The organism is Gemmatimonadales bacterium (assembly GCA_019637315.1).
Classification (GTDB): Bacteria; Gemmatimonadota; Gemmatimonadetes; order Gemmatimonadales; family GWC2-71-9; genus SHZU01.
The window spans coordinates 280,951-304,352 of the sequence record JAHBVU010000003.1 but is presented as its reverse complement, the minus strand read 5'-3'; the positions used below and the strand labels follow the sequence as shown (position 1 = coordinate 304,352).

Here is a 23,402-nt window from a genome sequence, read left to right as displayed (position 1 = left end):
CGCATCCGTTCGGTGCTCACCTGCGAATCGACCAACGGCGTGTGCGGTTCTTGCTACGGGCGCGATCTCGCCCGCGGCACTCCGGTCAATATGGGCGAAGCGGTGGGCGTCATCGCCGCGCAGTCGATCGGCGAGCCGGGCACGCAGCTCACCATGCGTACGTTCCACATCGGCGGCGCGGCGCAGATCAACGAGCAATCGTTCATCGAATCGAACTTCGACGGCACTGTCCGCTTCAAGGGCAATTCCGCGAAGAATTCGGAGAACGAGACCGTCGCGATGGTGCGCAACATGGTGGTCTCCGTGCTCGATGCCGACGGCACCGAGCGCGCCCATCACCGCATCCCGTATGGCGCGCGCCTGAAGGTCGCCGATGGCGACAAGATCAAGCGCGGCCAGCGGATCGCCGAGTGGGATCCTTACAGCCGTCCGGTCCTCACCGAGGTCGAGGGCGAGATCGGCTTCGAGGACATGGTCGACGGCCAGTCGTTGTCGGAAACGGTCGACGAGGCCACCGGCATCGCCAAGCGCGTCGTCACCGAGTGGCGCACGGGCTCGGGCAAGAACCAGGTCGACCTGCGTCCCTCGGTCGTGATCAAGGGCAAGGACGGCAAGGTGATCAAGCTGGCGCGTGGTGGGGACGCCCGTTACCAGCTCTCGGTCGACTCGATTCTCTCGGTCGAGCCGGGCGCCCATGTGAAGGCCGGCGACGTGCTGGCGCGTATCTCGACCGAAGGCGCCAAGACGCGCGACATCACCGGCGGTCTGCCGCGGGTGGCGGAGCTGTTCGAAGCGCGCCGTCCGAAGGATCCGGCCACGATGTCGGAAATCGACGGCATCGTCAAGTTCGGCGAGATCAAGCGCGGCAAGCGTGAGATCTTCGTCTATCCGATGACGGCGGACAAGGTCATCGATGAGAAGGAGCCGCCGCAGGTCTACGAAGTGCCTGCCGGCAAGCACCTTCGCGTCCATGAAGGCGACCGCGTCCGCGCGGGCGACCGCCTCACGGAAGGGCCGGTCAATCCGCACGAGATCCTGCTCATCAAGGGTCCGCGCGCGGTGCAGGAGTACCTGCTCAACGAGATTCAGGAAGTCTACCGGCTCCAGGGCGTGCGTATCGCCGACAAGCACTGCGGTGTCATCGTCAAGCAGATGCTTCAGAAGGTGCGCATCACCGATCCGGGCGACACCTCGTTCCTCGAGGCCGAAGCGGTCGACAAACTCAGCTTCCGTGAGGAAAACGAGCGAGTCATCCGCCGCAAGCTGACCCCGGCAACGGCCGAGCCGCTCCTGCTCGGCATTACCAAGGCCAGCTTGACCACGCAGTCGTTCGTCTCGGCCGCCTCCTTCCAGGAGACGACTCGAGTGCTGACCGACGCCGCCATTCGCGGCGCCAAAGACGATCTGCGCGGCTTGAAGGAGAACATCATCATCGGACACCTGATCCCCGCGGGCACCGGTCACTACCGGTACGTCGACCTCGACGTGCAGTCGCCCCCGGGCTTCGAACCGCCGCCGCCGGCTCCCGAAAGCGAGCCGGTGCCGACTCCTCCGGTTGTTGAGGAAGTCGAAGCGGTGTAGCCGTTCGATGGCCAGTGGGACAACGGAAAGGGCCGGGACCATTCCCGGCCCTTTCTTTGTTCTCGTTCTCGCCGTCTCGCGTCCGGACTCTCGCGAAGACCGCCAGCGAGGTGGGTTCAGCGGACCAGGTTGACGAAGGCCGTAATGATCAGTGCGTTCGTGAAGTCGATAAAGAAGGCGCCGACCATCGGCACCACGAGGAAGGCCCGGGGTGCCGGGCCATACCGCTCGACGATGGCGCGCATGTTGGCGACGGCGTTCGGGGTGGCGCCCAAGCCGAAGCCGCAATGCCCGCCCGACATGACGGCCGCCTCGAAGTCACGCCCCATGACCCGATACGTCACGTAGTATGCGAAGCCGGCCACCAGCATCACCTGCGCAGCCAGGATGACGAGCATCGGAACTGCGAGCTCGAGCAGCTCCCACAGCCGCAGCGACATCAGCGCCATGGTCAGGAAAAGCGACAGGGCCACGGTGCCCAGATCCTCGACCGTGCGCTGGTCCATCCGGAGAAAGCCCAGACGATCGTCGAGATTTCGGATCACGGCGGCCACGATCATGGCGCCGATGTAGGCTGGCAGGGTAATGAAGCGGCCCAGCCAGGCGCTCAGCAGCCCGCCCAGCGCCATCGCAACCAGGATGATGGCGAGCCCATGGAGAATGCGGTAGGCCGAGGCAGACTCGTCCGACGCGGCGTCCGGCAGCGGCTCTGCGTCGGCGGACTCGGTCACCTCGACCTCGACCGTCACCGAGCGGCGCGCCGTCGACCCCGAACTCGAGAGGGCGTCGCGGCGAACCAGGCGGGTCGCAATCGGGCCACCGAGCAGACCCCCGCTGACGAGCCCGAAGGTGGCGGCAGCCAGAGCCAGCGTCACCGCCCCGGGAACCTGATACTGCTCCTCGAACAGCTTGCCGAACGCTGCCCCGGTGCCGTGTCCGCCGGTCATGGTGACAGAACCCGAGATCAGGCCGATCAGCGGATCGACGCCGAGCACCGCAGCCAGGCCGAGTCCCACGCCGTTCTGCAGCGCGGCAAGCAGGGTCGCCAGGCCCCAGAAGATGAGCACCTGCGGCCCGCCGATCCTGAGGAGGCCGAAGCTGGCGCCCAGGCCGATCGTCGTAAAGAACGCGATCATGAACGGCGACTGCAGTGTGGTGTTGAACTCGAACGCCAGTACCCCGGTCTGTCGCAGCACGAGCGCCGCTGCGGCGAAGACGAACCCCCCGACGACCGGGGCGGGGATGTTGAAGCGGTTGAGGAACCAGACCCGGCGGACGAGGGCGTACCCGACAAAGAGAAGGACCGCTGCAACCGCAACGGTCTCGATCAGGTCCAGACGTACTGTTGGCATTCGGCCTTCCCTTGGGTGGGCGAGGGACTACCGCACGAAGTTTATAAATGTGGTGATGACGAGCGCATTCGTGAAGTCGATGAAAAAGGCGCCGACCATTGGGACCACCAGAAAGGCGCGGGGGGCCGGGCCGTAACGCTCCACGATGGCCCGCATGTTGGCGACCGCGTTCGGCGTGGCGCCCAGTCCGAAGCCGCAAATGCCGCCGGCCATCACGGCGGCGTCGAAGTCCCGGCCCATCAACCGAAAGATTACGGCATACGCAAAGATCGCAACCAGGGCCACCTGAACCGCGAGGATGATGAGCATCGGAATCGCCAGGTCGAGCAGCTCCCAGAGCCGCAGCGACATCAGCGCCATCGTCAGGAAGAGCGACAGGGCCACGGTGCCCAGGCCATCAACCGTCCGCTGCTCGATGCGGAGGAACCGGAAGCGGTCGTCCAGGTTCCGCACGGTGGCGGCCACGATCATGGCCCCGATATAGGCCGGCAGCGTGATGAAGCGGCCCAGCCATCCGCTCAATAATCCCCCCAGCGCCATGGCAACCAGGATGATCGCGAGCCCATGGAGAATGCCGTAGGCCGACGCGGAATCGGCACCGTCGGCCGGCGCCGCCTCCTGGTCTGCCTGCGCTGAGGGCTGAGCGGCGTGATCCAGTCTCGGCACGACGCTGGCCGCCAAACCCGAGCCCCGGCTCGTCAGGCGACCGCGCTGAATCAGCCGCGTGGCAATCGGTCCGCCCAGGAGCCCGCCGCTGACGAGACCGAACGTCGCAGCCGCTAAGGCCAGGGTCAGTCCTCCGGGAACCTGATACTGCTCCTCGAACATCTGCCCGAACGCAGCTCCGGTGCCGTGGCCTCCAGTCATGGTCACCGATCCGGAGATCATGCCGACCAGCGGATCGAGCCCCAGGGCGCCTGCCAGCAGCAAGCCGACCCCGTTCTGCAGCACCACCAGGAGGGTGGCCAGGCCCCAGAAGAGCAGCACCTGCGGCCCACCCACCCGGAGCAGGCCAAAGCTGGCTCCCAGGCCGATGGTGGTAAAGAACGCGATCATGAAGGGCGACTGCAGCGTCGTATCGAACTCGAAGGCCAGGAGGCCAGTTTGCCGGAGCGTCAGGGCCAGCGCGGCAAAGAGGAACCCGCCAATGACTGGCGCTGGAATGTTGAACCGATCGAGGACCGCTATCCGGCGTCGCAACCCGTAGCCGGCGAACAGCACTGCAACGGCGAGAGCGACGGTTTGGATCAGGTCCAGAGCGAGGGTCGGCATTGGTGGGCTCCGGCTGGGGGCAGCGAGGTTCGGCGCGATCGGAGCAGAACGGCTTGCCGGCGCGCGGCGAGGTCGCGGCAGTGCGGTGAGGAAGGGCCGGCAGCTTTCCGGGATCCAATCCCCGCCAGCTCAGCGTCACCCGGTAGGGAGGGTGACGCAGTGACGCCTGCGGCTGCGATTAGCCGCCGACGGGTAACGCAGGTACTACTTGGTGCGCCGAGTGCGGGCGCGCCGACGGGCCGCCTGCGACTTGAGCTGGCGGGCAACGCTCGGCTTGAGGTAATGCCGCTTCTGCCGGAGCTCTTTGAGGATCCCGGACTTCTGGACCTTCCGCTTGAAGACCTTGATGGCCCACTCGATGCCGTCGGTCTCGGCCAACGTGACTTCGATCATGTATTGCTCCTCGACCTCGCAATGAAACGAACGGTCGGTTCGTCAGGTGACGAACCGACCGTCACTCCTTAGCTGATCAGAACGACCTGGTCAGCTGCCGATCCGGACGACGTTCTCCGCCGCCGGGCCCTTCTGGCCCTGCACGATGTCGAACTCGACCCGCTCACCCTCGGTGAGGGTCCGGAACCCATCGGCCTTGATGGCCGAGTGGTGCACGAAGCAGTCCTTCTGACCGTTCTCGGGGGTGATGAACCCGAAGCCCTTCGTCTCGTTGAACCACTTCACAGTGCCGGTAGTACGCATGTTGCTCCAAACTCCCTGTAAGATTGTAATCGGAGTCCGGATCAACCGTGCCCGCCGACTACGTGCTCGTGATGACTTCCCCTCACGTAAGGGTCTGGTTCCTCTGCCGACCACCAGGGGTCGGAGGCTATCACGAAAAACTGAGGGGCTGACTATGGAGCCAGCCCCTTAATCATCGCCACGGAACCGTCCTTCTGTCTTACTTGACCGAAGGTTTTTAGCCTTCAGAAACTACCCAATGCCTTCCCAGCGCGCAACCCCTGCGGTACCCAGGGCCTGGGGTCAGCGGCTCGATCCGCTCCGAACCGGTCCGCGCCCGGTCGGCACTACCCGGACCACCCCATTCCGGTCCTTACTGCGCAGGATGACGGGCTCGATCGCGGTGTGCAGCTCGAAGGCCGGGGTATTGAGGGCGCGAATGGCCGCATTCAGCGAAAACGGGTCGGCCGCAGCGTCGGATACCAGGTAGCCCTGATCCCGGAGCGATGCCGTCGTAATGGCCGACAGGGGATTGACCCCGGTGTTGAGAAATCCTGTCATCAACTCGTTGGCCAGGACGCTTTCACGCCAGTGCCCGCCCCGGGTTCCCGCCCCGCCGGTGTTCTCGATCGGCACGGCCTGTCCGAGATAGGTTGTCAGCGCAGCCGCAAAGGCCATCTGCGCGGACGGACCGACAAAGTAGGGGTCGCCGGTGGTCAGGTCGGCAGCCAGGCCCTGAAAGCTCCACAGGCTGCCAATCCCAATCACATGCCCCATCTCGTGCAGCACCACGTTGTCGAAGTTGCCTGACGTCTCGAGCGCTACCGCATCGTCGGCGTCGAACTCCATATAGCCAACGATGGTGTGGAAGCTGCCGGTGCGTACGTAGCAGGGTCGGGCCTGACCCAGAATGCCGCCGGGACCGTCGATCCGTTGAATTCGCGCAAAGATGAGCAGGTCGTCGATCGTCTCGTCGAGGGGTTGTCCGCCGCAGCTGTTCATGTTGTCGTCGGGCGTGAACGGCACCGGCTCGAGGTCGCCCAGGAGAATTGAGCTCCACCTCGCTGCCGCGCGCTCGAAGGCGGCCTGCTGTCCAGCCGTCGGAGTGGCGCCGAGGAACCGGACCGTGATCGAGTATCCGGAGGCTGGTACCGGAGCGGTCGCCGCAGCGAAGACGACCGGCGGAAGGCCGGGAGCGGTGGCCGCCACCGTCTGCGGACCTGACCCGTACCGCCAGCTTCGCAGTCGAGCCTCGCCGTTGAAGTCGGTGGTGGCGTTGGTGCCAACGAGCGTGCCTCCCCCTGTGGCCGAGAAGACAACGGTCCGGCCGGCAACCGGCTTGCCGGCCGCGTCGAGGAGTCGGACGGCCGGACGGATCGACCCGTAGTTGCCTTCGAGGCCCGAGAACGCGGTCGGGGCGGCGGCAACGAGCTCGGTCGGGATGGCCGAGACCCCCGTGGCGGTAAATTCGAGCAACGGCAGGCCGTTGACCAGTGCGGTCGCCGTGTTGGTGCCGGGCACGTCGCCGAGGATCCAGTTGGCGCCGCGGGCCACCCCGTCGACTCCGGTCAGCGCCGTCGTCGTGCCAAGCAGGCGGCCGCCGCCGCCGGTGACCGCAAAGGTCACGACGACTCCGGCCACCGGCTCATTCTGCGGACCAAGCGCTTGCACCGCGGGGGGGAGGTCGAGCTGGGTGCCGGCGTTGGCGGTTTGGTTGTTGCCGCCCGCGATCTGGATCACGGCAGGGTGCGCAAACGCCGAGAACCCGGCAGCGACCGACGGACCGGCCGAGGCCACGACGGAGTACGCTCCGGGTGCGGTACCCACGGTCCAGGCGGCCACCCCGGCGCGCCCATCCGCGTCGGTCGTTGCCGTCGCCCCGACGAGGGTCGACCGGCCGGTCGGATCGGCAAAGACGATTGCCTGCCCGGCAATCGGGTTGCCGAACGCATCGGTTGCCCGGATCGCCGGCGGGCTGGCGACGGTGCCCCCGATGACCACGAACTGGTTTGCCGTGGTGGTGGCATTGAGCGTGGTGAGCGGGCCGATCGTGACCTGCGCATTGACCGTTGCCGGCGTGACATTCGCGACCGTGGCCGTGAGCGTCTGCTGCCCGATGTCTCCACCCAGAGTCCAGGTGGTGGCAACCACGCCGGACGAATCCGAGGTGGCCTCCCCGGGCGACGCAAACCCACGGCTGTCGCTGACACCGAAGGTAACCCGAACCCCCGGCAGCGGGCCCTGTGCGTCAGCCACGACGAATCGGACCCCGGGCAGGGAAGCGCCAACCGTGCCGGTCAGGACCGCTCCGGACACCGGGGTGATCCGGGACGGCGTGCGCGGCCCGGCCGAGGGCTCGCCCCCGCAGGCTGCGCCGGTCGCAATCAGAGCCATAATGGCGAGACGGTGTGAGGTGCGCATTCCCCGGAGTATCGGTCGGAGATAGTGGGAATGTACAGCCGTACGCCCATGAACCGGGCCTCCGGGAGAAGCATGTCCTTGAACCGCGCGGGTGCCGTGGGCCACATTACGGCAGCGGCTCGAGCGGATCGGCACGAGGGATGCAGGGCCAAGTCCGAATGTCCGCATCGTTCGATCCGGACAACCATGGTCTTTATTGAGGTCCGAGTGAGATGAGCGAAGCGACATCGGTGCCTGCGCGGTTTGTGTTCTGGACGCTCTATGCCGCGGCCGGGCTCGTCATCGTCGACCAGCTGGCCGAGCTGACGATCGGGCTCTATCCCTTCCGGGCGGGCGAGGTGCATTGGCGTTTCGGGGCCTTTGGTCTGGCCACCGGACGCGCCACCGTGCTGATCCTGGTAGACGCCCTGCTCCTCGTGGCCGCCCTTGGCCTCGGCCATCGAGGCTTCGTCCGGGTCTGGTCAGTCATTCACCTGGTGTTCGGGCTGCTCTTTCTCGGCGGCGTGGCCATCTTCTCCCTCGACGTGCTCGAGATTCGCCGGACCGTTCGACCCGAGGGCATGGAGTCCTTCCTGCTGGCGGCATCGCGTGCCGCCGTGATGGTACTCATCTCGGTGGTTTTTTGCTTCTGGGCCGGTATTGCCGGATGGCGGTCGTCGAGCCGGGCCAAGCAAGCTGAACGGCGCAGCGGGCCGGTCCTGATTACCGGGACGGATCAATGAGCACCAATGCGCACCAGGCCGAGTTTCGGGGTATCCTCGAGCCGATCGTTCCGGTGGCTTACTTCGGTGGAGTGCTGATCCTGATTGATCAGCTGACCCAGGTGCTGGTCGGGATCGCCGGCTTTGATCCCGGGCAGGCCATCTGGCGGTTTCAGACGGCGGCGCTGCTGGTCGGGCGCGTCTCGGCCATGAGCCTGGGGCTGCTGCTGATTCTCGGCGTCGCGCAGCTGGCGGGGCAGGCGCGGCCGGCCCGTTTGGCTCGAACCGGATTTGCGGTCGTGGCCGGTCTCCTGATCCTCGCCCTGGTCTCGCTCTGGGTTGACGGCCCCGCTGTCAAACAGATCGCGAGCCCCGGTGAACTCCAGGGCTTCGTGGCGCGCTGGATCCGGGTCCTGCTGGTTGGCCTGGTGGCGCTGCTGATCGTCGGCGGCGCCTGGATGCAGGCGAAGAGGACCATCCGTTCCTCCTGAGAGAGGGCGCGCCCGACGCCCCTTCTCACCCTCGCGCAAGGTGTCGTGAAACGACAGGCAGGTGCGCCTGCGCCCGGCAGGGGGGCTGGTGTATGGTGATCATTTCATATTATCTTGAATATTGACATTTACCTGAAAATAACTTGAGGCGTTGCTGTGAAGCCCCGACTGGCGTTGCGCAGTGTCGAGCAGGTCCGGGCCCTGGCCGATCCGCTCCGGCTCCGGATCGTCGAGGCCCTGGTGCCCCAGGAGCGAGCCGCGCTCGACCTGGCCCGGCTGGTTGGCGTACCGGTGACGCGGGTCTATCACCATCTCGACCTGCTGCTCGAGGCTGGCCTGATCGACGTGGTCCGCCGGGTTCCGCGGCGCGGCATGGAAGAGCGGATCTTTCGCGCCAGTGCCCGGCGCTATGTGCTGGCCGATGACCTTTTTGGCAACGACGCTGCGGCGGGAGCGACGAGTGCGAGCTTCGAGGAGCTGGCCCGGACCGTCCTGGTCGGCGGGTTCGAGTCGCTGGTCGAGGGGCTGCGCACCGGACGCGTCGATCCGGGAGTGGCCAGTCGTGGCGTGCTGCTGCAGAACCGCATGCTGCGCATCACGCCGGCCGGGTTCGAGGCACTGACCCGCGAGCTCCCCGCCTGGCTGGATGACTTTGCCCGCCGTCACCGGGCGGCGGGGTCCGGTGGCTTCCGGCTGGCGCTGGCACTGTTCCCAGGCGAGGGGACCGAGACATCGGTCGAACCTGCTATCGAGGGCGATGCGACCGGACCCCGCCGGACTCGGCGACCACGCCGCTGACCCAGTTTCCAACCCGGACGAGAAAAAGAGGATTCCATGGCGACATCACGTCGGAGTTTCATGCAGCAAGCGGGTGCGGCAGCGGTGGCGGCGGGCCTGGTGCCGCGCGTGGCTGGTGCGGACACCCGGTCGGAGCCGGTCCAGGACGCCAGCGGGATCTGGATCGATGCGCTGAGTGCCACTCGAGTGGACAAGGTGGGATTCGCCGAGGCAAAACGTTCCGGGCTCACCATGATCGAAACGACGCTGGGGCCCGCCGGCAATCCGACATTCGGGTACGAAGCCGCCGTGCGCGACCTGGCGCGCTGGCACGGCTACTTCGCCCGCCATCGTGACGAGTTGATTCATGTGCGGCGGACCGACGATATCCTGGCGGCCAAGCGGGAAGGGAAGCTGGCGGTGATGCTCGGCTTTCAAAACGGGACGCATCTCAATCGCGACATTCGCAACCTCGATTTTTTCTACGACCTCGGCATTCGTCAGTTGCAATTGACCTATAACGAACTGAACGCCCTGGGAGCCGGCAGTACCGAACGGAACGATGTCGGGCTGAGTGACTTTGGTGTCGAGGTGGTTCATCGCATGAATGAGCTCGGCATGCTGGTCGATCTGTCGCACTGCGGTGTGAAGACGACCTTCGATGCCATCGAGGTGTCGAAGAAGACCCCGATCTTCTCCCACTCCAACTGTCGGGCGCTCAATGACAACATGCGCTGCAAGTCCGACGCCCAGATCAAGGCATTGGCGGCCAAAGGTGGCGTGATGGGCATCACGACTGTCAATTTCTTCGTGAGTAACAAACCCCGGTCGACTCTCGATGACTTCATTGCGCACATCGAGCATGTGGCCAAGCTCGTCGGCGTCGAACACGTCGGGATCGGCAGCGATTCGAGCATCGGCGGCTGGCGCCAGTCATTCCCGGATGAGAAGGCGTTCTGGGATTTCCACAGCCAGTTCAAGTTCAAGCCTGGCGCCGATGTGCGGTGGCCGCCGTTCATCGAGGAAATCGACGTGCCGGAGAAGTTCCATGTCATTCGGCGCCGGCTGCAGGGCAAGTTCTCGGCCGCGGACATCGAGGGAATCCTGGGTGGCAACTTCCTGCGTGTTTATCGCGAGATCATCGGATGAGCGGCGCCGGAGTCCGTACCCGGCGTCGACCAGCAGGGATGCCTGTCCGACCCGCGCGGAGGCTCGGCATCGTGGCGACCGTCGGGCTGGTGGTTGGGATGGCTGGACCCGCTCGGGCGCAGGTCGAGACACTCGAGCGGGAGGTGGCGCGGATTGCCGCCGCGGCGCCGGCCAAGGTTGGGGTCGGCATCGTCCATGTCGAGTCCGGACGTTCGGTGTTCGTCAATCGGGACGAGTGGTTTCCCATGGCGAGTACCTACAAGGTGCCCATGGCGGTGGAGGTGCTGACTCGGGTCGATCGCGGCACCTTGCGGCTCGACAGTCTGGTCCCGATCGAACGGGCCGACGTGGTGCCGTTCGGGAGTCTGCTCACCGAGCGATTCGGTGAAGGTGAGCCGGGCGCGGTCCTGTCGGTGCGGCGCTACCTCGAGCTGATGCTGCGGCTGAGCGACAATACGGCGACCGACATTCTGCTTCGCCTGACGGGAGGGACCGCTGCGGTGCAGGGGCGGGTCGAGGGGCTTGGCATCACCGGGATGCAGGTGAGCCGCACCGTGATGGAGCTTGGCGCGGACTGGATTGGTGTGACGCTGCCACCCTGGCGCGATCGGACGGTCGAGGGCATTCGTCAGCTCATGGCTGCCGCAACACCGGAGGCGACCCGGGCGGGCAGCCGGGCCTTTCTCGCCAGCCGGCGCGACCACACGACGCCAGAGGCGATGACCAGTCTGCTGGCGCAGCTGGTTCGGGGCCGGGTGCTCACCCCGGCGTCGACCGAGTTGCTGTGGAGCATCATGGCGCGGGAGGAGACCGGCGCCGCCCGGATTCGCGGGCGTCTGCCGGCCGGGGTGCGAGCTGCGAACAAGACAGGGACGCTGGACGTCACGATTCAGAACGACGTCGGGGTCATCTTCCTGCCGGACGGGACGCACCTGGTCATTGCGGTCTACACGACCGAGGCGACCAGACCCCTGGCTGAGATGAGTCGGGTGATCGCGGACCTTGCCCGGACCGGGTACGACTACTTTGTCCTTCACGGGGCCGGTCCCCGGCAGTAAGCTTGCCCCGGGAGCGAGGTCGTCACGTCGGCGACATGGTGGCCGCCGGTGCTTTGACACGCTATCATCCCCGAGTCCAACCACGAGGTTATCGATGAGCGAATCGGAGGCGCTGGAACGCGAGTATCGCGCCAGCCACGCAACGTCGGAGGCGCTGCACGCTCGCGGCCTCGAGTATTTCGCCGCCCGTGGCGCCACGCACTTCACCCGCGCACGCGCCCCGTTTGGCCCGTACATGGTCCGGGCCGAAGGCGCCCGCAAATGGGATGTGGACGGCCACGAATACATCGACTACGTGATGGGCCATGGCGCGCTGATGCTGGGGCATGGCCATCCCGCCGTGGTCAAGGCTGTCTGCGAACAGGCGCTCCTCGGGATTCATTTCGGCGACAATCACGCGCTCGAGATCGAATGGGCCGAGCTGATTCGCGAACTGATGCCGAGTGCGGAGCGGGTCGAGTACTTCGCGTCGGGGCAGGAAGCGAACCTGCTCGCGTTCCGGCTGGCCCGCGCAGCAACCGGCCGGCGGCGCATTCTCCGCTTCACCCGCCACTTTCATGGTTGGGCCGACGAGCTGACTGCCCCGGGTGCTCCGGGCGCCGTCAACGAGGCCATCACCGTCCTGCCACCGGGTGACCTCGACGCGGTCGAGCGTGAACTGGTATCGGGAGAGTACGCGGCGGTCATGATCGAAGGCGGCGGGGCGCATCTGTCGGGCCGGATTCCGGTTGCGCCGGCGTTTTATCGTGCGCTGGCCGAGCTGGCGCGGCGTCACGGGACGGTCTTCATCCTCGACGAGGTCGTGACCGGGTTTCGAGACGCGCCGGGGGGGTGGCAGGCAGTGGTCGGGGTTCGACCTGACCTCACGACCCTCGGCAAAGCCGTTGGCGCGGGGATGCCCTGTGGTGTGCTCGTCGGTCGGGCCGATCTGTTTGCACCGCTCGACCCGTCGATCGGCGCCGAGCGACTGATTGCCCGGGGCGGCACCTGGAACGCTTTTCCATTGAGCTGCGCAGCTGGCATCGCGGCCTGCAGGCTTTACCGGGACGGTGCGCCGCAACGTCATGCGGCGGAGACCGCGGCCGAGTTGAGGCGCGGCGCCAACGCGGCCCTTCGTGACCTCGGGGTCAGCGGCAGGGTCTATGGGCGCAGCATCTGTCACATCTATCTCGGGCCGGTGGATGCCGACGCCGACGCAGACGATGCCGAAGCGCCGACACGAGACTGGACCCGACTGGTGGATCCGCTTCGCGCTCCGGTCTATCGCCGCTTGGATCTGGAACTGCTGACTCGCGGAGTGGCCAGTCTCCGGGGCGAGGCGCTGATGTTCTCTGCTGCGCACCAGGCTGAGGACGTGGCGCAGACGGTCGCGGCGTTTCGCGCGGCTCTGACTGCCATGCTCGAGGATGGCGCGCTCACTGCTACGGGGTTGGTGCCGGCCTGAGGCCGGCCTGGCGGGGTAGCACCGGCAGGATGATCCGGCTCGGATGCGGGCCGCCGTGATGGATGGCCATCTGTCCCGGGATCGTTTCCGTCACGCGGGCTTCGTCGGCGCCGGTGTTGGAGTTCGGGAACGAGTAGTTGTTCATGGCGTTCATCACGGCAATCCGGATCCGGTGGCCCTTCTTGAAGGTGTTGGCAATCGACCGCAACGCGATCCGGTATTCGACAACCTCGCCGGGGTCGCCCGACAGCGGCCGCTCAGACTCATAGTTCTTGCCCAGCGCCCGATTGACCGGGTCCTCGAGGTCACGGAACCGTGCCCTCAGCACACCGAGCGAGATGCGGTTGGATCGGCCGCTGGTGTCGACATCAGCGAGGTGAATCCACCAGTCGGTGTCGCGTACGTCGGTCGAGGCGTGCAGCACCATCATCACGTTTCCGGCAATCGTCAGGTCCTCCTCCAGCGGCGCTGAGGTGTAGGTCACGACATCGGGGCGCGACTCGATGTCCTTGACGTCATACGGGAAACTCTGGACGTCCTCCCACCGCTGCATCTGATCGAAGTCATACCAGTTCGCCGGCGGGTTGGCCGGGTCGTAGCGATAGCGGTCGGGCGTGCCGGCTGTCACCGGGGCCTCCGGCACGAGGTGGCCCCGGCTGCGCAGTCGGGCCGCCTGGCCGTCGCTTTCGAGATACCATGGCGTCGCTGCGGCTTCGGCGGGCGGCCAGGCGCTGGCCTGGCGCCACTGGTTGCTGCCCAGCACGAAGTAGTCGACGGTGGGCGCCGGTGCTGAGGGCGCCTTGTTGCGCAGGAAACGATCGTACCATTGCTGCTTGAGCAGCCAGATGTCCTCGCGAACGGCGGTCGGGCCGAAGCTGTAGCTGTTGAGCCTCCGGTCGGCGTTGTAGCTGTGCTTCCAGGGGCCGATGACGAGGCGCTGCGGTCCCTGGCCGTACCGTGTCATCATGGCCCAGTTCGCTTCGGTGCCCGGGAAGTCGTCATCGAACCACCCGCTGATCTGGAGCGCGGAGAAGCGGCGCGGCTCGGTCGACCGGTACCAGTTCTGTCGGGCCCAGTAGGCATCGTTGGACTGGTGCGTGAGCAGCCGCTTCCATTGCGGTATGTCGCTGCCGGTCGCGTAGCGGTCCAGGTCGATCAGCGGCCGATGGTGGAGAATCTCGTTCCAGCTCCGACCGGGGAGAATGGGCTTGTCGAGCATGAAGAGGACGTAGTAGGCAATGCCTTCGACGATGGTTCCGCCCCAATAGGGTTGGTCGCTGAAGGCGGTGCCCATCGAGCTCTCTGGAATCAGACACTTGAGGGCCGGGTTGTTGGCCATCGAGACGGCCCACTGGGTGTACCCGACGTACGAGCCGCCCTGCATGCAGACCTGACCATCGGACCAGGGCTGACGGACCAGCCACTCGAGGCTTGTCTTGCCGTCGGCCGGTTCGTTGATCATCGGATCCCAGACCCCTTCGGAGCGATTCGCGGCATCCCAGTAGATCGTGCCGCGGACGGCTTGAAGCACCACGGCGTAGCCGCGCGCGACGTAGTGCCAGTACTCGAGGATCAGATTGCTGATGCCGTAGGGGGTCCGAACGAAAATGGTAGGGTAGGGGCCCTTGCCCTCCCGAGGCAGGTAGACGAGAGTCGCCAGTCGGGTGCCGTCGCTCATCGGTACCATGACGCGCTCGGCAAGGTGATAGCCGTAGCGTGCCGGGGAGATGTTTGCCTCTTGCCATCGCGGCACGGTGGTGAGTGCCTCGTAGCCCCTCCGGACCAGGACCACGTCGGCTCTGAGGTCGATTCCTGCGACCAGCGTGCCGGCCTGGTCGATGATCAGATCGACCGGCAGGCTGCCGTCGCGATGGGTCCAGCGGGTGGTCTGGACGGTGCGCCCGCCGACCACGACCTCCCGCCGTTCCTGCCGGTCGTACAGCGTGACGGCGTCGGGCCAGGCGGCCGCGGGCAAGAGCTCCCAGGGGATCCGCTCCAGCTGGGGGAGCTGCAGCGCGAGGAGCCGGATCCGGCCCGGCAGCATGAACGCCGTGTCGGTTGCCACCGGAAATGCGGGCCGCACCGTGGGTGAGGACCAGGCCCCGGTTTCCGGGTTTCGCTTCCGGATTCGGTACTCTGCCCTGCCGATGACCAGCTCGGCCGCGTGAATCCCCTTGGTGTAGACATCGAAGGTCCGGGGCTCTTGGGAAGCCGCAGACTCTGCGGTTCCGATCAGCAGGAGGAACAGGCCGAGAACAGGCAGGCAAGGACGCATACCAGGTGCTCCGTGAGATGGTCGGGGGCTGGCGACAATATACAGAAAGGTGAGGCGCCCGGACCGGGGGTGGGGGTGGTCGGCCGCCGACCGTCGTTCAGGTGGCTGGTCCGGTCCGGCCCGGCGAACCGGGTAGGCTTGACCAAGGGGTGCCGCCGGGGTAGCTTCTGGGGCTCCGAATCTCGGGCCTTATAGGAAGTTTGTTGATGCCGACGATCAATCAGTTGGTGCGGCGCCCTCGGAAGGCGCCCGTATACAAAGACAAGTCTCCTGCGCTCAAGCAGAACCCGTTCCGGCGGGGCGTCTGCACGCGCGTATACACGGTTACCCCGAAGAAGCCGAACTCGGCGCTTCGGAAGGTGGCCAAAGTTCGGTTGTCCAACGGGTTTGAGGTGATTGCCTACATCCCCGGCGAAGGGCACAACCTGCAGGAGCATTCGATCGTTCTGATTCGCGGTGGTCGCGTCAAAGACTTGCCGGGCGTTCGGTACCACATCGTTCGGGGTACACTCGACGCCGCTGGGGTCAACGGCCGGAAGCAGAGCCGGTCGAAGTATGGAGCGAAGGCGCCCAAGGCTGGCGCACCGGCCGGAGGTAAGAAGTGAGTCGGCGTAACAAGGCAATCCGGCGGCCGTTGCCGCCCGATCCGCGGTATGACAGCCAGACGGTTTCCAAGTTCCTCAATGCCATCATGTATGAGGGCAAAAAGAGCTTGGCCGAGCGGGTGTTTTATGGCGCGATGGACCTGATTGAAGAGCGGACCGGGCAGCCCGGTGTGACCGTCTTCAAGCAGGCCGTGGCCAACGCGAAGCCGGCCGTCGAGGTCAAGAGCCGCCGAGTTGGCGGTGCATCGCTGCAGGTTCCGGTCGAGGTTCGTCCTGAGCGGCGGACCGCGCTGGCAATGCGTTGGATCATTCAGTACTCGCGGGCGCGCACCGAGAAGACGATGTCGGAGCGGCTGGCGGCTGAGTTGATTCTCGCATCGAAGGGCGAGGGCAACACGATCAAGAAGAAGGAAGACACGCACAAGATGGCCGAGGCCAATCGTGCGTTTGCACACTATCGCTGGTAGGTAGTATCAGGCCCGCGTGACGGTAGGGGAGGTTTCCCCCGCCACCTCCGGGCCGGAGAAAAAGCCGAGGGTTGCCTCACAGGCGCCCCCTCCTGTCGGAGTCGGACTGCAGTCGCGTAGGGCGACGGTCCGCGTCAGTGCCGAGGAGGTCGTGCGGAGCGATACCGCGGGACAGGGTCCCGGCTGGTCGCCCCGCTTTTGTATTGACGGATACGTTTGGAAGGCTAAGGATCGATTCACATGGCTCGTACCACACCGCTCAGTCGCTATCGCAACATCGGCATCATGGCGCACATCGATGCCGGCAAGACGACGACGACCGAGCGCATCCTCTACTACACCGGCAAGAGTCACAAGATCGGTGAGGTCCATGACGGCGCGGCCACCATGGACTGGATGGAGCAGGAGCAGGAGCGGGGTATCACGATTACCTCTGCTGCGACGACCTGCTTCTGGACTCGCAACGGTGAAGAGTACCGGATCAACATCATCGACACCCCCGGCCACGTGGACTTCACGGCCGAGGTCGAGCGCTCGCTGCGCGTGCTCGACGGTGCGGTGACGTTGCTGGATTCGGTGGCGGGTGTTGAGCCGCAGACCGAGACGGTCTGGCGTCAGGCGGATCGCTATGGCGTTCCGCGGATCATCTTTTCGAACAAGATGGACCGGGTCGGTGCCAACTTCGATCGCTGTCTGCAGATGATTCGCGATCGGCTGACGCGGAAGGCATTTCCCCTGCAGCTGCCGGTCGGTTCTGGTGAGACCTTCACCGGGCACATCGATCTGCTGCGCCAGGTCGAGATCGTCTTCAATGACGAGACCATGGGCAAGACCTTCACCGAGATGCCGATTCCCGAGGCATTTCAGGAGCAGGTTGCCAAGTATCGCCATGAGCTGATCGAGGCGGCGGTCGAGCATGAGGAGGAGTTGCTCGAGAAGTACCTCGATGGTGTCGAGCCCACACTGGAAGAGATCATGGGTGCGATTCGCCGCGCCACGATCAACGGTTGGATCGTCCCGGTGCTGTGTGGCGCGTCCTTCAAGAACAAGGGTGTCCAGGCGCTGCTCGATTCGGTGATCGACTTCCTGCCGGCGCCGTCGGACATTCCGCCGATCAAGGGTCACCTGCCGTTGCATGACGACACCCAGGTCGAGCGGATCGCGTCGGACGACGAGTCCTTCTCGGCGCTGGCGTTCAAGATCATGACCGATCCGTACGTCGGTCGCCTGACCTATTTCCGGGTCTACTCGGGATCGATCAAGTCGGGCAGCTACGTCTATAACAGCACCAAGGACAAGCGCGAGCGGATCGGTCGCTTGCTGCAGATGCATGCCAACAAGCGGGAAGAGATCGAAGAGGTGCTGGCCGGCGATATCGCGGCGGCCATCGGTCTCAAGGATACGCGCACGGGCGACACGCTGTCCGACGAGGACAAGCCGGTCATTCTCGAGGCGATGAAGTTCCCGAATCCCGTCATCGACGTCGCGATCGAGCCCAAGACCAAGGCCGACCAGGACAAGATGGGCATTGCGCTCAACAAGCTGGCCGAGGAAGACCCGACCTTCAAGGTGCGCAGCGACGCCGAGACGGGTCAGACGATCATCGCCGGAATGGGCGAGCTCCATCTGGAAATCCTGGTCGACCGGATGAAGCGGGAGTTCAAGGTTGAAGCGAATGTCGGCCGTCCGCAGGTAGCCTTTCGCGAGACCATTCGCAAAAAGGTCACGCAGGTCGAAGGCAAGTTCGTGCGGCAGTCGGGCGGTAAGGGTCAGTATGGCCACGTGGTCATCGACCTCGAGCCGGCCGAGGCGGGCACCGGCTTCCATTTCGAGGACAAGATCGTGGGTGGTGTGATCCCGCGTGAGTTCATCAAGCCGGTCGAGGCGGGTATCCGCGAGGCGCTCGAGAACGGCGTGCTGGCCGGGTATCCGGTGGTGGACGTCAAGGTGGCGCTGGTTTTCGGCAGCTACCACGACGTCGACAGCTCGGAAATGGCGTTCAAGATCGCGGGCTCGATGGCGTTCAAGGAGGCCTGTAAGCAGGCTGGTCCGATCATCCTCGAGCCGATCATGGAAGTCGAAGTCGTCACGCCGGGCGATTACCTGGGTGACGTCATCGGCGACCTGTCGAGCCGGCGCGGTAAAGTCGGTGGCATGACGCAGCGAGGCGAGAACCAGGTGGTCGCCTCGGAGGTACCGCTTTCAGAGATGTTCGGGTACTCGACCAACCTGCGCAGCATGAGTCAGGGCCGGGCGGTGTACTCGATGCAGTTCGACCACTACGAGCAGGTGCCGAAGGCGGTCGAAGAGCAAATCGTAGCCAAGACCAAGAAATAAGTATCTCGAACCACTTGTTATTAGGACGACAGCACAATGGGCAAGGCGAAATTCGAGCGGAACAAGCCGCACGTCAACGTTGGAACGATCGGGCACGTTGACCACGGGAAGACGACGACGACGGCGGCGTTGACGAAGATCGCGGCCGACAAGGGGCTGGGGGCGTACGTCCCGTACGATCAGGTGGCGAAGGCGTCGGAGAGTCAGGGGCGTCGGGATGCGACGAAGATCCTGACGATCGCGACGAGCCACGTGGAGTACTCGACGGCGAACCGGCACTATGCGCACGTGGACTGCCCGGGGCACGCGGACTACGTGAAGAACATGATCACGGGGGCCGCGCAGATGGACGGGGCGATCCTGGTGGTGAGCGCGGTGGACGGGCCGATGCCGCAGACGCGGGAGCACATTCTGCTGGCGCGGCAGGTGAACGTGCCGTCGATCGTGGTGTTCCTGAACAAGTGCGATCTGGTCGAGGACGAGGAGTTGCTCGATCTGGTGGAGCTCGAGGTGCGGGAGCTGTTGACGAAGTACAACTATCCGGGGGATGACACGCCGGTGATTCGGGGCTCGGCGATCAAGGCGATCGAGGGCGACGAGAAGTGGGTGGCGAAGATTCAGGAGTTGTACGACGCGTTGGATACGTTCATTCCGGAGCCGGTGCGCGAGATCGACAAGCCGTTCCTGATGCCGGTCGAGGATGTGTTCTCGATCACGGGGCGGGGGACGGTGGCGACGGGGCGAATCGAGCGGGGCAAGATCAAGGTGGGGGAGGAAGTGTCCTTGATCGGGTTCGGGAGCGAGAAGAAGAGCGTGGTGACGGGCGTGGAGATGTTCCGGAAGCTGCTGGATGAAGGGGTGGCCGGGGACAACGCGGGGCTGTTGCTGCGGGGCGTGGAGAAGACGGAAATCGAGCGGGGGATGGTGTTGGCGAAGGCGGGGAGCATCACGCCGCACACGTCGTTCGAGTCGGAGATCTACGTGTTGACGAAGGATGAAGGGGGGCGGCATACGCCGTTCTTCAAGGGGTACCGGCCGCAGTTCTACTTCCGGACGACGGACGTGACGGGGAACATCGAGTTGCCGGCGGGGGTGGAGATGGTGATGCCGGGCGACAACGTGCAGATGAAGGTGGAGCTGATCACGCCGATCGCGATGGACGAGGGGTTGCGGTTCGCGATTCGCGAGGGTGGTCGGACGGTCGGCGCGGGCGTCGTCACCAAGATCCTCAAGTAGTCAGGAGAAGGTATGGCTAGCAAGATCCGCATTCGCCTCAAGGCGTTCGATCACGCGGTGCTCGACCAGGCCGCGGCGGATATCGTGCGGTCTGTCGAAAAGACTGGTGCGCAGGTTTCGGGGCCGATTCCGCTGCCGAGCAAGATCGAGCGGTGGACGGTGCTGCGGAGCCCGCACGTGGACAAGAAGAGTCGGGAGCAGTTCGAGCTCCGGACCCACAAGCGGCTCTTGGACATCAACGACTCTCGTCCTCAGACGATGGATGCGTTGACGAAGCTCGACCTTCCGGCGGGCGTCGACGTTGAAATCAAGGTTGAGTAGCGATGACGGCTGGATTGATTGGACGGAAAATCGGGATGACCCGCGTGTTCGTGGACGACGGCTCATCGGTACCGGTCACGGTGATCGAAGTCGGTCCCTGCCGGGTGCTCCAGGTGCGTGAGGACGGCGTGCAGCTCGGCTACGGTCAGAAGCGTGCACAGCGTGCCAGCAAAGCCGAAGTCGGGCATGCCAAGGCGGCCGGCGTCGAGGGAGCACCGAGTGTGGTGCGCACCTTCGCGGTCAACGGCGATGCCCCGAAACTCGGCGACACGGTGACGGTCGACATCTTTGCGGCCGGTGAACTGGTCAAGATCACGGGCCGTTCGAAGGGCCGTGGCTTCCAGGGTCTGGTGCACCGCTACGGTGCCGGTGGTGGGCCTGCCTCACACGGTAACACGCGGCATCGGAAGCCGGGCTCGATCGGCGCCGGTACGGATCCGTCGCGGGTCATCAAGGGCAAGCGGATGCCTGGCCACATGGGCGATCGTCGGCACACCGAGCTCGGGCTCAAGGTGGTGCGGGTCGATGCGGAGCGGAATCTGTTGTTCGTCCGCGGCGCAATCCCGGGTGCCAAGAACGGCATCGTGACGGTGGCGAAGCAGGGAGGTAAGAGTCGCCATGATTGAAGCTCCGCTGTTTGCGGCTAACGGCAAGAAGAGCGGCAGTCACGCTCTGCCGGACGATGTCTTCGATGGCACGGTGAATGAGCCGGTGCTCCATCAGGCGGTGAAGGTGTACCTGGCCAATCAGCGTCAGGGTACCCATTCGACCAAAACCCGCCGTTGGGTCACGGGTGGCAACCAGAAGCCGTGGAAGCAGAAGGGAACCGGTCGGGCGCGCCAGGGTACCACCCGGGCGCCGCATTGGCCTGGCGGTGGCGTGGCGCATGGACCGCACCCCCGCGACTACACCCAGGGCATTCCGAAGAAGGTCAAGCAGCTGGCTCGTCGCTCGGCGCTCAATGCGCGGGCGCGTGAGGGCGCGCTGGCTGTGATCGAGGCGCTCGATTTTGCCGGACCCAAGACGGCGCAGCTGGCCGGCCTGGTCGAGGCGCTCGGCTTTGCCGGACAGAAGGTACTCTTGCTCACCAACGGGGTGCGACGGAGCGTCTATCTGAGCGGTCGCAACCTGCCGTCGATCGAAGTGCTGCCGTACGCGGATGCCTCGGCCTACCACATTCTGTGGTCGGGCGCGGTGGTCATCGAGCGTGGCGCCTTGACCGGCGAGGCGCCGATCGAGGACACCGTAGCTCCTTTGGCGCCGAAGGCGGCGAAGGTCGCTGCGGAACCGGCCAAGGCCAAGAAGGCTCCGGCCAAGCGTGCCAAGGCAGCGCCCAAGAAGGCGGCGGCTGAGGCTCCGGAGGCGACCGAGGCCAAGGCTGTGAAGCCCAAGGCAACCAAGAAGGCGCCGGCCAAGAAGGCCGCGCCCAAGAAGAAGGGGAGTGAGTAATGCCCGCCCTTCATGATATCGTGGTCAAGCCGCTGGTGACGGAAAAGAGTTCCGCGGCGTACCAGAACCGGAAGGAATATGCGTTTCAGGTGAACCCGGCTTCGAGCAAGCGGGACATCAAGAACGCATTGGAGAAGCTCTTCGGCGTGACCGTCACGAGCGTGCGCACCATGCAGGTGCGGCGAGCCGAGGTGGTGCGTGGTCGCACCCGCGGCAAGACGGGCGCGTGGAAGAAGGCGCTGGTCACCCTGAAAGACGGCGACTCGATTGCCGTGTTCGAGGGCTAAACGATGGCTATTCGGCAATATCGCCCGACGTCAGCGGGCACCCGGTTCCGGTCGGTCGCGAGTTTCGATGAGATCACGCGTTCGACGCCGGAAAAGTCCTTGCTCGAGCCGCTCAAGAAAAAGGGCGGTCGGAACAACAAGGGACACGTCACGATGCGTGCCATCGGTGGCGGTCACCGGCAGCACTATCGGATCATCGATTTCAAGCGCGACAAGCACGGGATTCCGGGCACGGTGGCGCACATCGAGTACGATCCGAATCGGAGCGCTCGGATTGCGCTGATCGTCTACGCGGACGGTGAGAAGCGTTACATCCTGCATCCGGCCGGTCTCAAGCAGGGTGATCGGATTCAGAGCGGCCCGGGCACCGACGCGCGGACAGGCAATGCCTTGCCGCTCGGAGAGATTCCGCTTGGTACCAACGTACACAACATCGAGCTCAAGGTCGGCAAGGGCGGTTCGATTGCCCGGAGTGCCGGTCAGTATGCTCAGGTGATGGCGCGGGAAGGCAAGTACGTCACGCTTCGGCTCAAGTCGGGCGAGATGCGGATGGTGCTGTCACGCTGCACCGCCACGATCGGCGAAGTCGGTAACGCCGAGCACGAGCTGATCTCGCTGGGCAAGGCGGGGAAGACCCGCTGGCTCGGTCGCCGCGGCAAAGTGCGTGGTGTCGCGAAGAACCCGGTTGACCATCCGCTCGGCGGTGGTGAGGGTAAGAGCTCGGGTGGCCGTCCGCCGGTTTCCCCGTGGGGTAAGCGCGAAGGTGTCAAGACGCGGCGGCGGAAGAATGCCACGAATCGGTTGATCGTTCGCGGACGGAAGCGCGGTAAGGCCACTGGCGGTGGAGCGTCGTAATGAGCCGGAGCATCAAGAAGGGACCGTATGTTCATGAATCCTTGCTCCGCAAGGTGCAGGTCTTGAACACGAAGAACAGCAAGCAGGTCATCAAGACCTGGAGCCGTGCGAGCACGGTGCTGCCGGAGTTCGTTGGCCACACGTTCGGGGTGCATAACGGCAACAAGCATGTGCCGGTGTATGTCACCGAAAACATGGTGGGTCACAAACTCGGCGAGTTTGCACCGACCCGTACCTTCAAGGGCCACAGCGGCAAGCTGGTGGCTGACAAGAAGGCGAAGCCGGAGTGATTATGTCGCAAGGACACGCAATCCAGCGGCACGTCCGCCAGAGTCCGCGCAAGATGCGCCTGGTGATCGACTTGATCCGCGGGAAGGACGTCAACGAGGCGTTGGCGATCCTCAAGTTCAACAAGCGGAATGCGGCGAAGCAGATCGCCAAGACGCTCAAGAGCGCGGTGTCGAACGCCGAGCAGAAGGCCCTCGCGGCCAATGAGCGGTTCGACGCCGACGAGCTGGTGGTCGCCCGCGCGCTGGTCAACGGGGGTAAGCCGCTCAAGCGGATCCACGCTGCGGCGCAGGGCCGGGCCACACCGATCAAGAAGCGGACGAGCCACGTGGAGATCCACGTGCGGAGCAAGGAGTAGTCG

Annotated in this window: 24 protein-coding genes; 18 read left to right on the top strand and 6 right to left on the bottom strand. The window is 65.1% G+C overall.

The window, feature by feature from the left end; all coding sequences use genetic code 11:
* Positions 1–1,581: DNA-directed RNA polymerase subunit beta' (locus KF785_04950; GenBank protein ID MBX3146095.1), on the top strand; the 1,581-nt coding region annotated here is incomplete at its 5' end.
* A gap of 116 nt (positions 1,582–1,697) precedes the next feature.
* Here KF785_04950 and gltS (KF785_04945) read toward each other — a convergent pair.
* The 5 genes from gltS (KF785_04945) to KF785_04925 all read right to left on the bottom strand — a co-directional run bounded on the left by gltS (KF785_04945) (position 1,698) and on the right by KF785_04925 (position 7,301).
* Positions 1,698–2,933, bottom strand: coding sequence for a sodium/glutamate symporter (gltS, locus tag KF785_04945; GenBank protein MBX3146094.1), 1,236 nt, complete (start codon positions 2,931–2,933; stop codon positions 1,698–1,700).
* A gap of 27 nt (positions 2,934–2,960) precedes the next feature.
* A complete protein-coding gene (gene gltS / locus KF785_04940; protein MBX3146093.1) occupies positions 2,961–4,205 on the bottom strand; it encodes a sodium/glutamate symporter in 1,245 nt (414 codons plus the stop codon).
* Between the two features lie 204 nt (positions 4,206–4,409).
* A complete protein-coding gene (gene rpsU, locus KF785_04935) occupies positions 4,410–4,598 on the bottom strand; it encodes a 30S ribosomal protein S21 (protein ID MBX3146092.1) in 189 nt (62 codons plus the stop codon).
* Between the two features lie 90 nt (positions 4,599–4,688).
* Positions 4,689–4,901: a cold-shock protein gene (locus KF785_04930; protein ID MBX3146091.1), complete on the bottom strand. Its 213-nt coding sequence runs from the start codon at positions 4,899–4,901 to the stop codon at positions 4,689–4,691.
* Between the two features lie 282 nt (positions 4,902–5,183).
* On the bottom strand, positions 5,184–7,301 hold the full coding sequence (locus tag KF785_04925) for an Ig-like domain-containing protein (protein ID MBX3146090.1): 2,118 nt from the start codon (positions 7,299–7,301) through the stop codon (positions 5,184–5,186).
* Between the two features lie 212 nt (positions 7,302–7,513).
* Between KF785_04925 and KF785_04920 the strand changes: the two genes are divergently transcribed.
* The 6 genes from KF785_04920 to KF785_04895 all read left to right on the top strand — a co-directional run bounded on the left by KF785_04920 (position 7,514) and on the right by KF785_04895 (position 12,921).
* Positions 7,514–8,023 carry a hypothetical protein gene (locus KF785_04920; protein ID MBX3146089.1) on the top strand — a complete coding sequence of 170 codons (510 nt, stop codon included), beginning with the start codon at positions 7,514–7,516 and terminating at the stop codon, positions 8,021–8,023.
* A complete protein-coding gene (locus KF785_04915; GenBank protein ID MBX3146088.1) occupies positions 8,020–8,493 on the top strand; it encodes a hypothetical protein in 474 nt (157 codons plus the stop codon). Before KF785_04920 ends, KF785_04915 begins: the two co-directional genes overlap by 4 nt.
* 156 nt (positions 8,494–8,649) lie before the next feature.
* Positions 8,650–9,291, top strand: coding sequence for a winged helix-turn-helix transcriptional regulator (locus KF785_04910; protein ID MBX3146087.1), 642 nt, complete (start codon positions 8,650–8,652; stop codon positions 9,289–9,291).
* A gap of 36 nt (positions 9,292–9,327) precedes the next feature.
* Positions 9,328–10,419 carry a membrane dipeptidase gene (locus tag KF785_04905; GenBank protein ID MBX3146086.1) on the top strand — a complete coding sequence of 364 codons (1,092 nt, stop codon included), beginning with the start codon at positions 9,328–9,330 and terminating at the stop codon, positions 10,417–10,419.
* 38 nt (positions 10,420–10,457) lie between these two features.
* Positions 10,458–11,477, top strand: coding sequence for a class A beta-lactamase (gene bla / locus KF785_04900; GenBank protein MBX3146085.1), 1,020 nt, complete (start codon positions 10,458–10,460; stop codon positions 11,475–11,477).
* 94 nt (positions 11,478–11,571) lie between these two features.
* Entirely contained in the window at positions 11,572–12,921 is a 1,350-nt protein-coding gene (locus tag KF785_04895; GenBank protein MBX3146084.1) for an aminotransferase class III-fold pyridoxal phosphate-dependent enzyme, read from the top strand.
* Here the strand turns inward: KF785_04895 and KF785_04890 are convergent.
* Positions 12,899–15,196, bottom strand: a complete 2,298-nt coding sequence (locus KF785_04890) for a CocE/NonD family hydrolase (GenBank protein MBX3146083.1) — start codon at positions 15,194–15,196, stop codon at positions 12,899–12,901. The two genes, KF785_04895 and KF785_04890, sit on opposite strands and share 23 nt — an antisense overlap.
* A 206-nt stretch (positions 15,197–15,402) precedes the next feature.
* On the opposite strand from KF785_04890, the gene rpsL reads away from it, so the two are divergent.
* The 11 genes from rpsL (at position 15,403) to rplV (ending at position 23,399) form a co-directional block, all read left to right on the top strand.
* Positions 15,403–15,801 (top strand): 30S ribosomal protein S12, encoded by a 399-nt coding sequence (rpsL, locus tag KF785_04885; protein MBX3146082.1) that lies wholly within the window; start codon positions 15,403–15,405, stop codon positions 15,799–15,801.
* The gene (rpsG, locus tag KF785_04880) at positions 15,798–16,268 is read left to right on the top strand and encodes a 30S ribosomal protein S7 (protein ID MBX3146081.1); all 471 of its coding nucleotides are present in this window, start codon (positions 15,798–15,800) and stop codon (positions 16,266–16,268) included. The genes rpsL and rpsG overlap by 4 nt, the downstream gene beginning before the upstream one ends.
* A 240-nt stretch (positions 16,269–16,508) precedes the next feature.
* Positions 16,509–18,605, top strand: a complete 2,097-nt coding sequence (gene fusA, locus KF785_04875; protein MBX3146080.1) for an elongation factor G — start codon at positions 16,509–16,511, stop codon at positions 18,603–18,605.
* A gap of 36 nt (positions 18,606–18,641) precedes the next feature.
* Positions 18,642–19,841: an elongation factor Tu gene (gene tuf / locus KF785_04870; protein ID MBX3146079.1), complete on the top strand. Its 1,200-nt coding sequence runs from the start codon at positions 18,642–18,644 to the stop codon at positions 19,839–19,841.
* Positions 19,842–19,853: 12 nt separating this feature from the next.
* Positions 19,854–20,162 carry a 30S ribosomal protein S10 gene (gene rpsJ, locus KF785_04865; protein ID MBX3146078.1) on the top strand — a complete coding sequence of 103 codons (309 nt, stop codon included), beginning with the start codon at positions 19,854–19,856 and terminating at the stop codon, positions 20,160–20,162.
* 2 nt (positions 20,163–20,164) lie between these two features.
* Positions 20,165–20,788 (top strand): 50S ribosomal protein L3, encoded by a 624-nt coding sequence (rplC, locus tag KF785_04860; protein MBX3146077.1) that lies wholly within the window; start codon positions 20,165–20,167, stop codon positions 20,786–20,788.
* On the top strand, positions 20,781–21,611 hold the full coding sequence (rplD, locus tag KF785_04855; GenBank protein ID MBX3146076.1) for a 50S ribosomal protein L4: 831 nt from the start codon (positions 20,781–20,783) through the stop codon (positions 21,609–21,611). The genes rplC and rplD overlap by 8 nt, the downstream gene beginning before the upstream one ends.
* Complete coding sequence (gene rplW / locus KF785_04850; protein MBX3146075.1) at positions 21,611–21,898, top strand: 50S ribosomal protein L23; 288 nt, start codon at positions 21,611–21,613, stop codon at positions 21,896–21,898. Before rplD ends, rplW begins: the two co-directional genes overlap by 1 nt.
* A 3-nt stretch (positions 21,899–21,901) precedes the next feature.
* Positions 21,902–22,753: a 50S ribosomal protein L2 gene (rplB, locus tag KF785_04845; protein MBX3146074.1), complete on the top strand. Its 852-nt coding sequence runs from the start codon at positions 21,902–21,904 to the stop codon at positions 22,751–22,753.
* Positions 22,753–23,043, top strand: coding sequence for a 30S ribosomal protein S19 (rpsS, locus tag KF785_04840; GenBank protein MBX3146073.1), 291 nt, complete (start codon positions 22,753–22,755; stop codon positions 23,041–23,043). The genes rplB and rpsS overlap by 1 nt, the downstream gene beginning before the upstream one ends.
* A 2-nt stretch (positions 23,044–23,045) precedes the next feature.
* A complete protein-coding gene (gene rplV / locus KF785_04835) occupies positions 23,046–23,399 on the top strand; it encodes a 50S ribosomal protein L22 (protein ID MBX3146072.1) in 354 nt (117 codons plus the stop codon).
* Positions 23,400–23,402: the final 3 nt, after the last annotated feature.

Bases quoted from the DNA above. Each gene is read 5' to 3' on its own strand.
- gltS (MBX3146094.1), bottom strand. From the start codon at position 2,933: ATGCCAACAGTACGTCTGGACCTGATCGAGACCGTTGCGGTTGCAGCG.
- gltS (MBX3146093.1), bottom strand. From the start codon at position 4,205: ATGCCGACCCTCGCTCTGGACCTGATCCAAACCGTCGCTCTCGCCGTT.
- rpsU (MBX3146092.1), bottom strand. From the start codon at position 4,598: ATGATCGAAGTCACGTTGGCCGAGACCGACGGCATCGAGTGGGCCATC.
- KF785_04930 (MBX3146091.1), bottom strand. From the start codon at position 4,901: ATGCGTACTACCGGCACTGTGAAGTGGTTCAACGAGACGAAGGGCTTC.
- KF785_04925 (MBX3146090.1), bottom strand. From the start codon at position 7,301: ATGCGCACCTCACACCGTCTCGCCATTATGGCTCTGATTGCGACCGGC.
- KF785_04920 (MBX3146089.1), top strand. From the start codon at position 7,514: ATGAGCGAAGCGACATCGGTGCCTGCGCGGTTTGTGTTCTGGACGCTC.
- KF785_04915 (MBX3146088.1), top strand. From the start codon at position 8,020: ATGAGCACCAATGCGCACCAGGCCGAGTTTCGGGGTATCCTCGAGCCG.
- KF785_04905 (MBX3146086.1), top strand. From the start codon at position 9,328: ATGGCGACATCACGTCGGAGTTTCATGCAGCAAGCGGGTGCGGCAGCG.
- bla (MBX3146085.1), top strand. From the start codon at position 10,458: ATGCCTGTCCGACCCGCGCGGAGGCTCGGCATCGTGGCGACCGTCGGG.
- KF785_04895 (MBX3146084.1), top strand. From the start codon at position 11,572: ATGAGCGAATCGGAGGCGCTGGAACGCGAGTATCGCGCCAGCCACGCA.
- KF785_04890 (MBX3146083.1), bottom strand. From the start codon at position 15,196: ATGCGTCCTTGCCTGCCTGTTCTCGGCCTGTTCCTCCTGCTGATCGGA.
- rpsL (MBX3146082.1), top strand. From the start codon at position 15,403: ATGCCGACGATCAATCAGTTGGTGCGGCGCCCTCGGAAGGCGCCCGTA.
- fusA (MBX3146080.1), top strand. From the start codon at position 16,509: ATGGCTCGTACCACACCGCTCAGTCGCTATCGCAACATCGGCATCATG.
- tuf (MBX3146079.1), top strand. From the start codon at position 18,642: ATGGGCAAGGCGAAATTCGAGCGGAACAAGCCGCACGTCAACGTTGGA.
- rpsJ (MBX3146078.1), top strand. From the start codon at position 19,854: ATGGCTAGCAAGATCCGCATTCGCCTCAAGGCGTTCGATCACGCGGTG.
- rplC (MBX3146077.1), top strand. From the start codon at position 20,165: ATGACGGCTGGATTGATTGGACGGAAAATCGGGATGACCCGCGTGTTC.
- rplD (MBX3146076.1), top strand. From the start codon at position 20,781: ATGATTGAAGCTCCGCTGTTTGCGGCTAACGGCAAGAAGAGCGGCAGT.
- rplW (MBX3146075.1), top strand. From the start codon at position 21,611: ATGCCCGCCCTTCATGATATCGTGGTCAAGCCGCTGGTGACGGAAAAG.
- rplB (MBX3146074.1), top strand. From the start codon at position 21,902: ATGGCTATTCGGCAATATCGCCCGACGTCAGCGGGCACCCGGTTCCGG.
- rpsS (MBX3146073.1), top strand. From the start codon at position 22,753: ATGAGCCGGAGCATCAAGAAGGGACCGTATGTTCATGAATCCTTGCTC.
- rplV (MBX3146072.1), top strand. From the start codon at position 23,046: ATGTCGCAAGGACACGCAATCCAGCGGCACGTCCGCCAGAGTCCGCGC.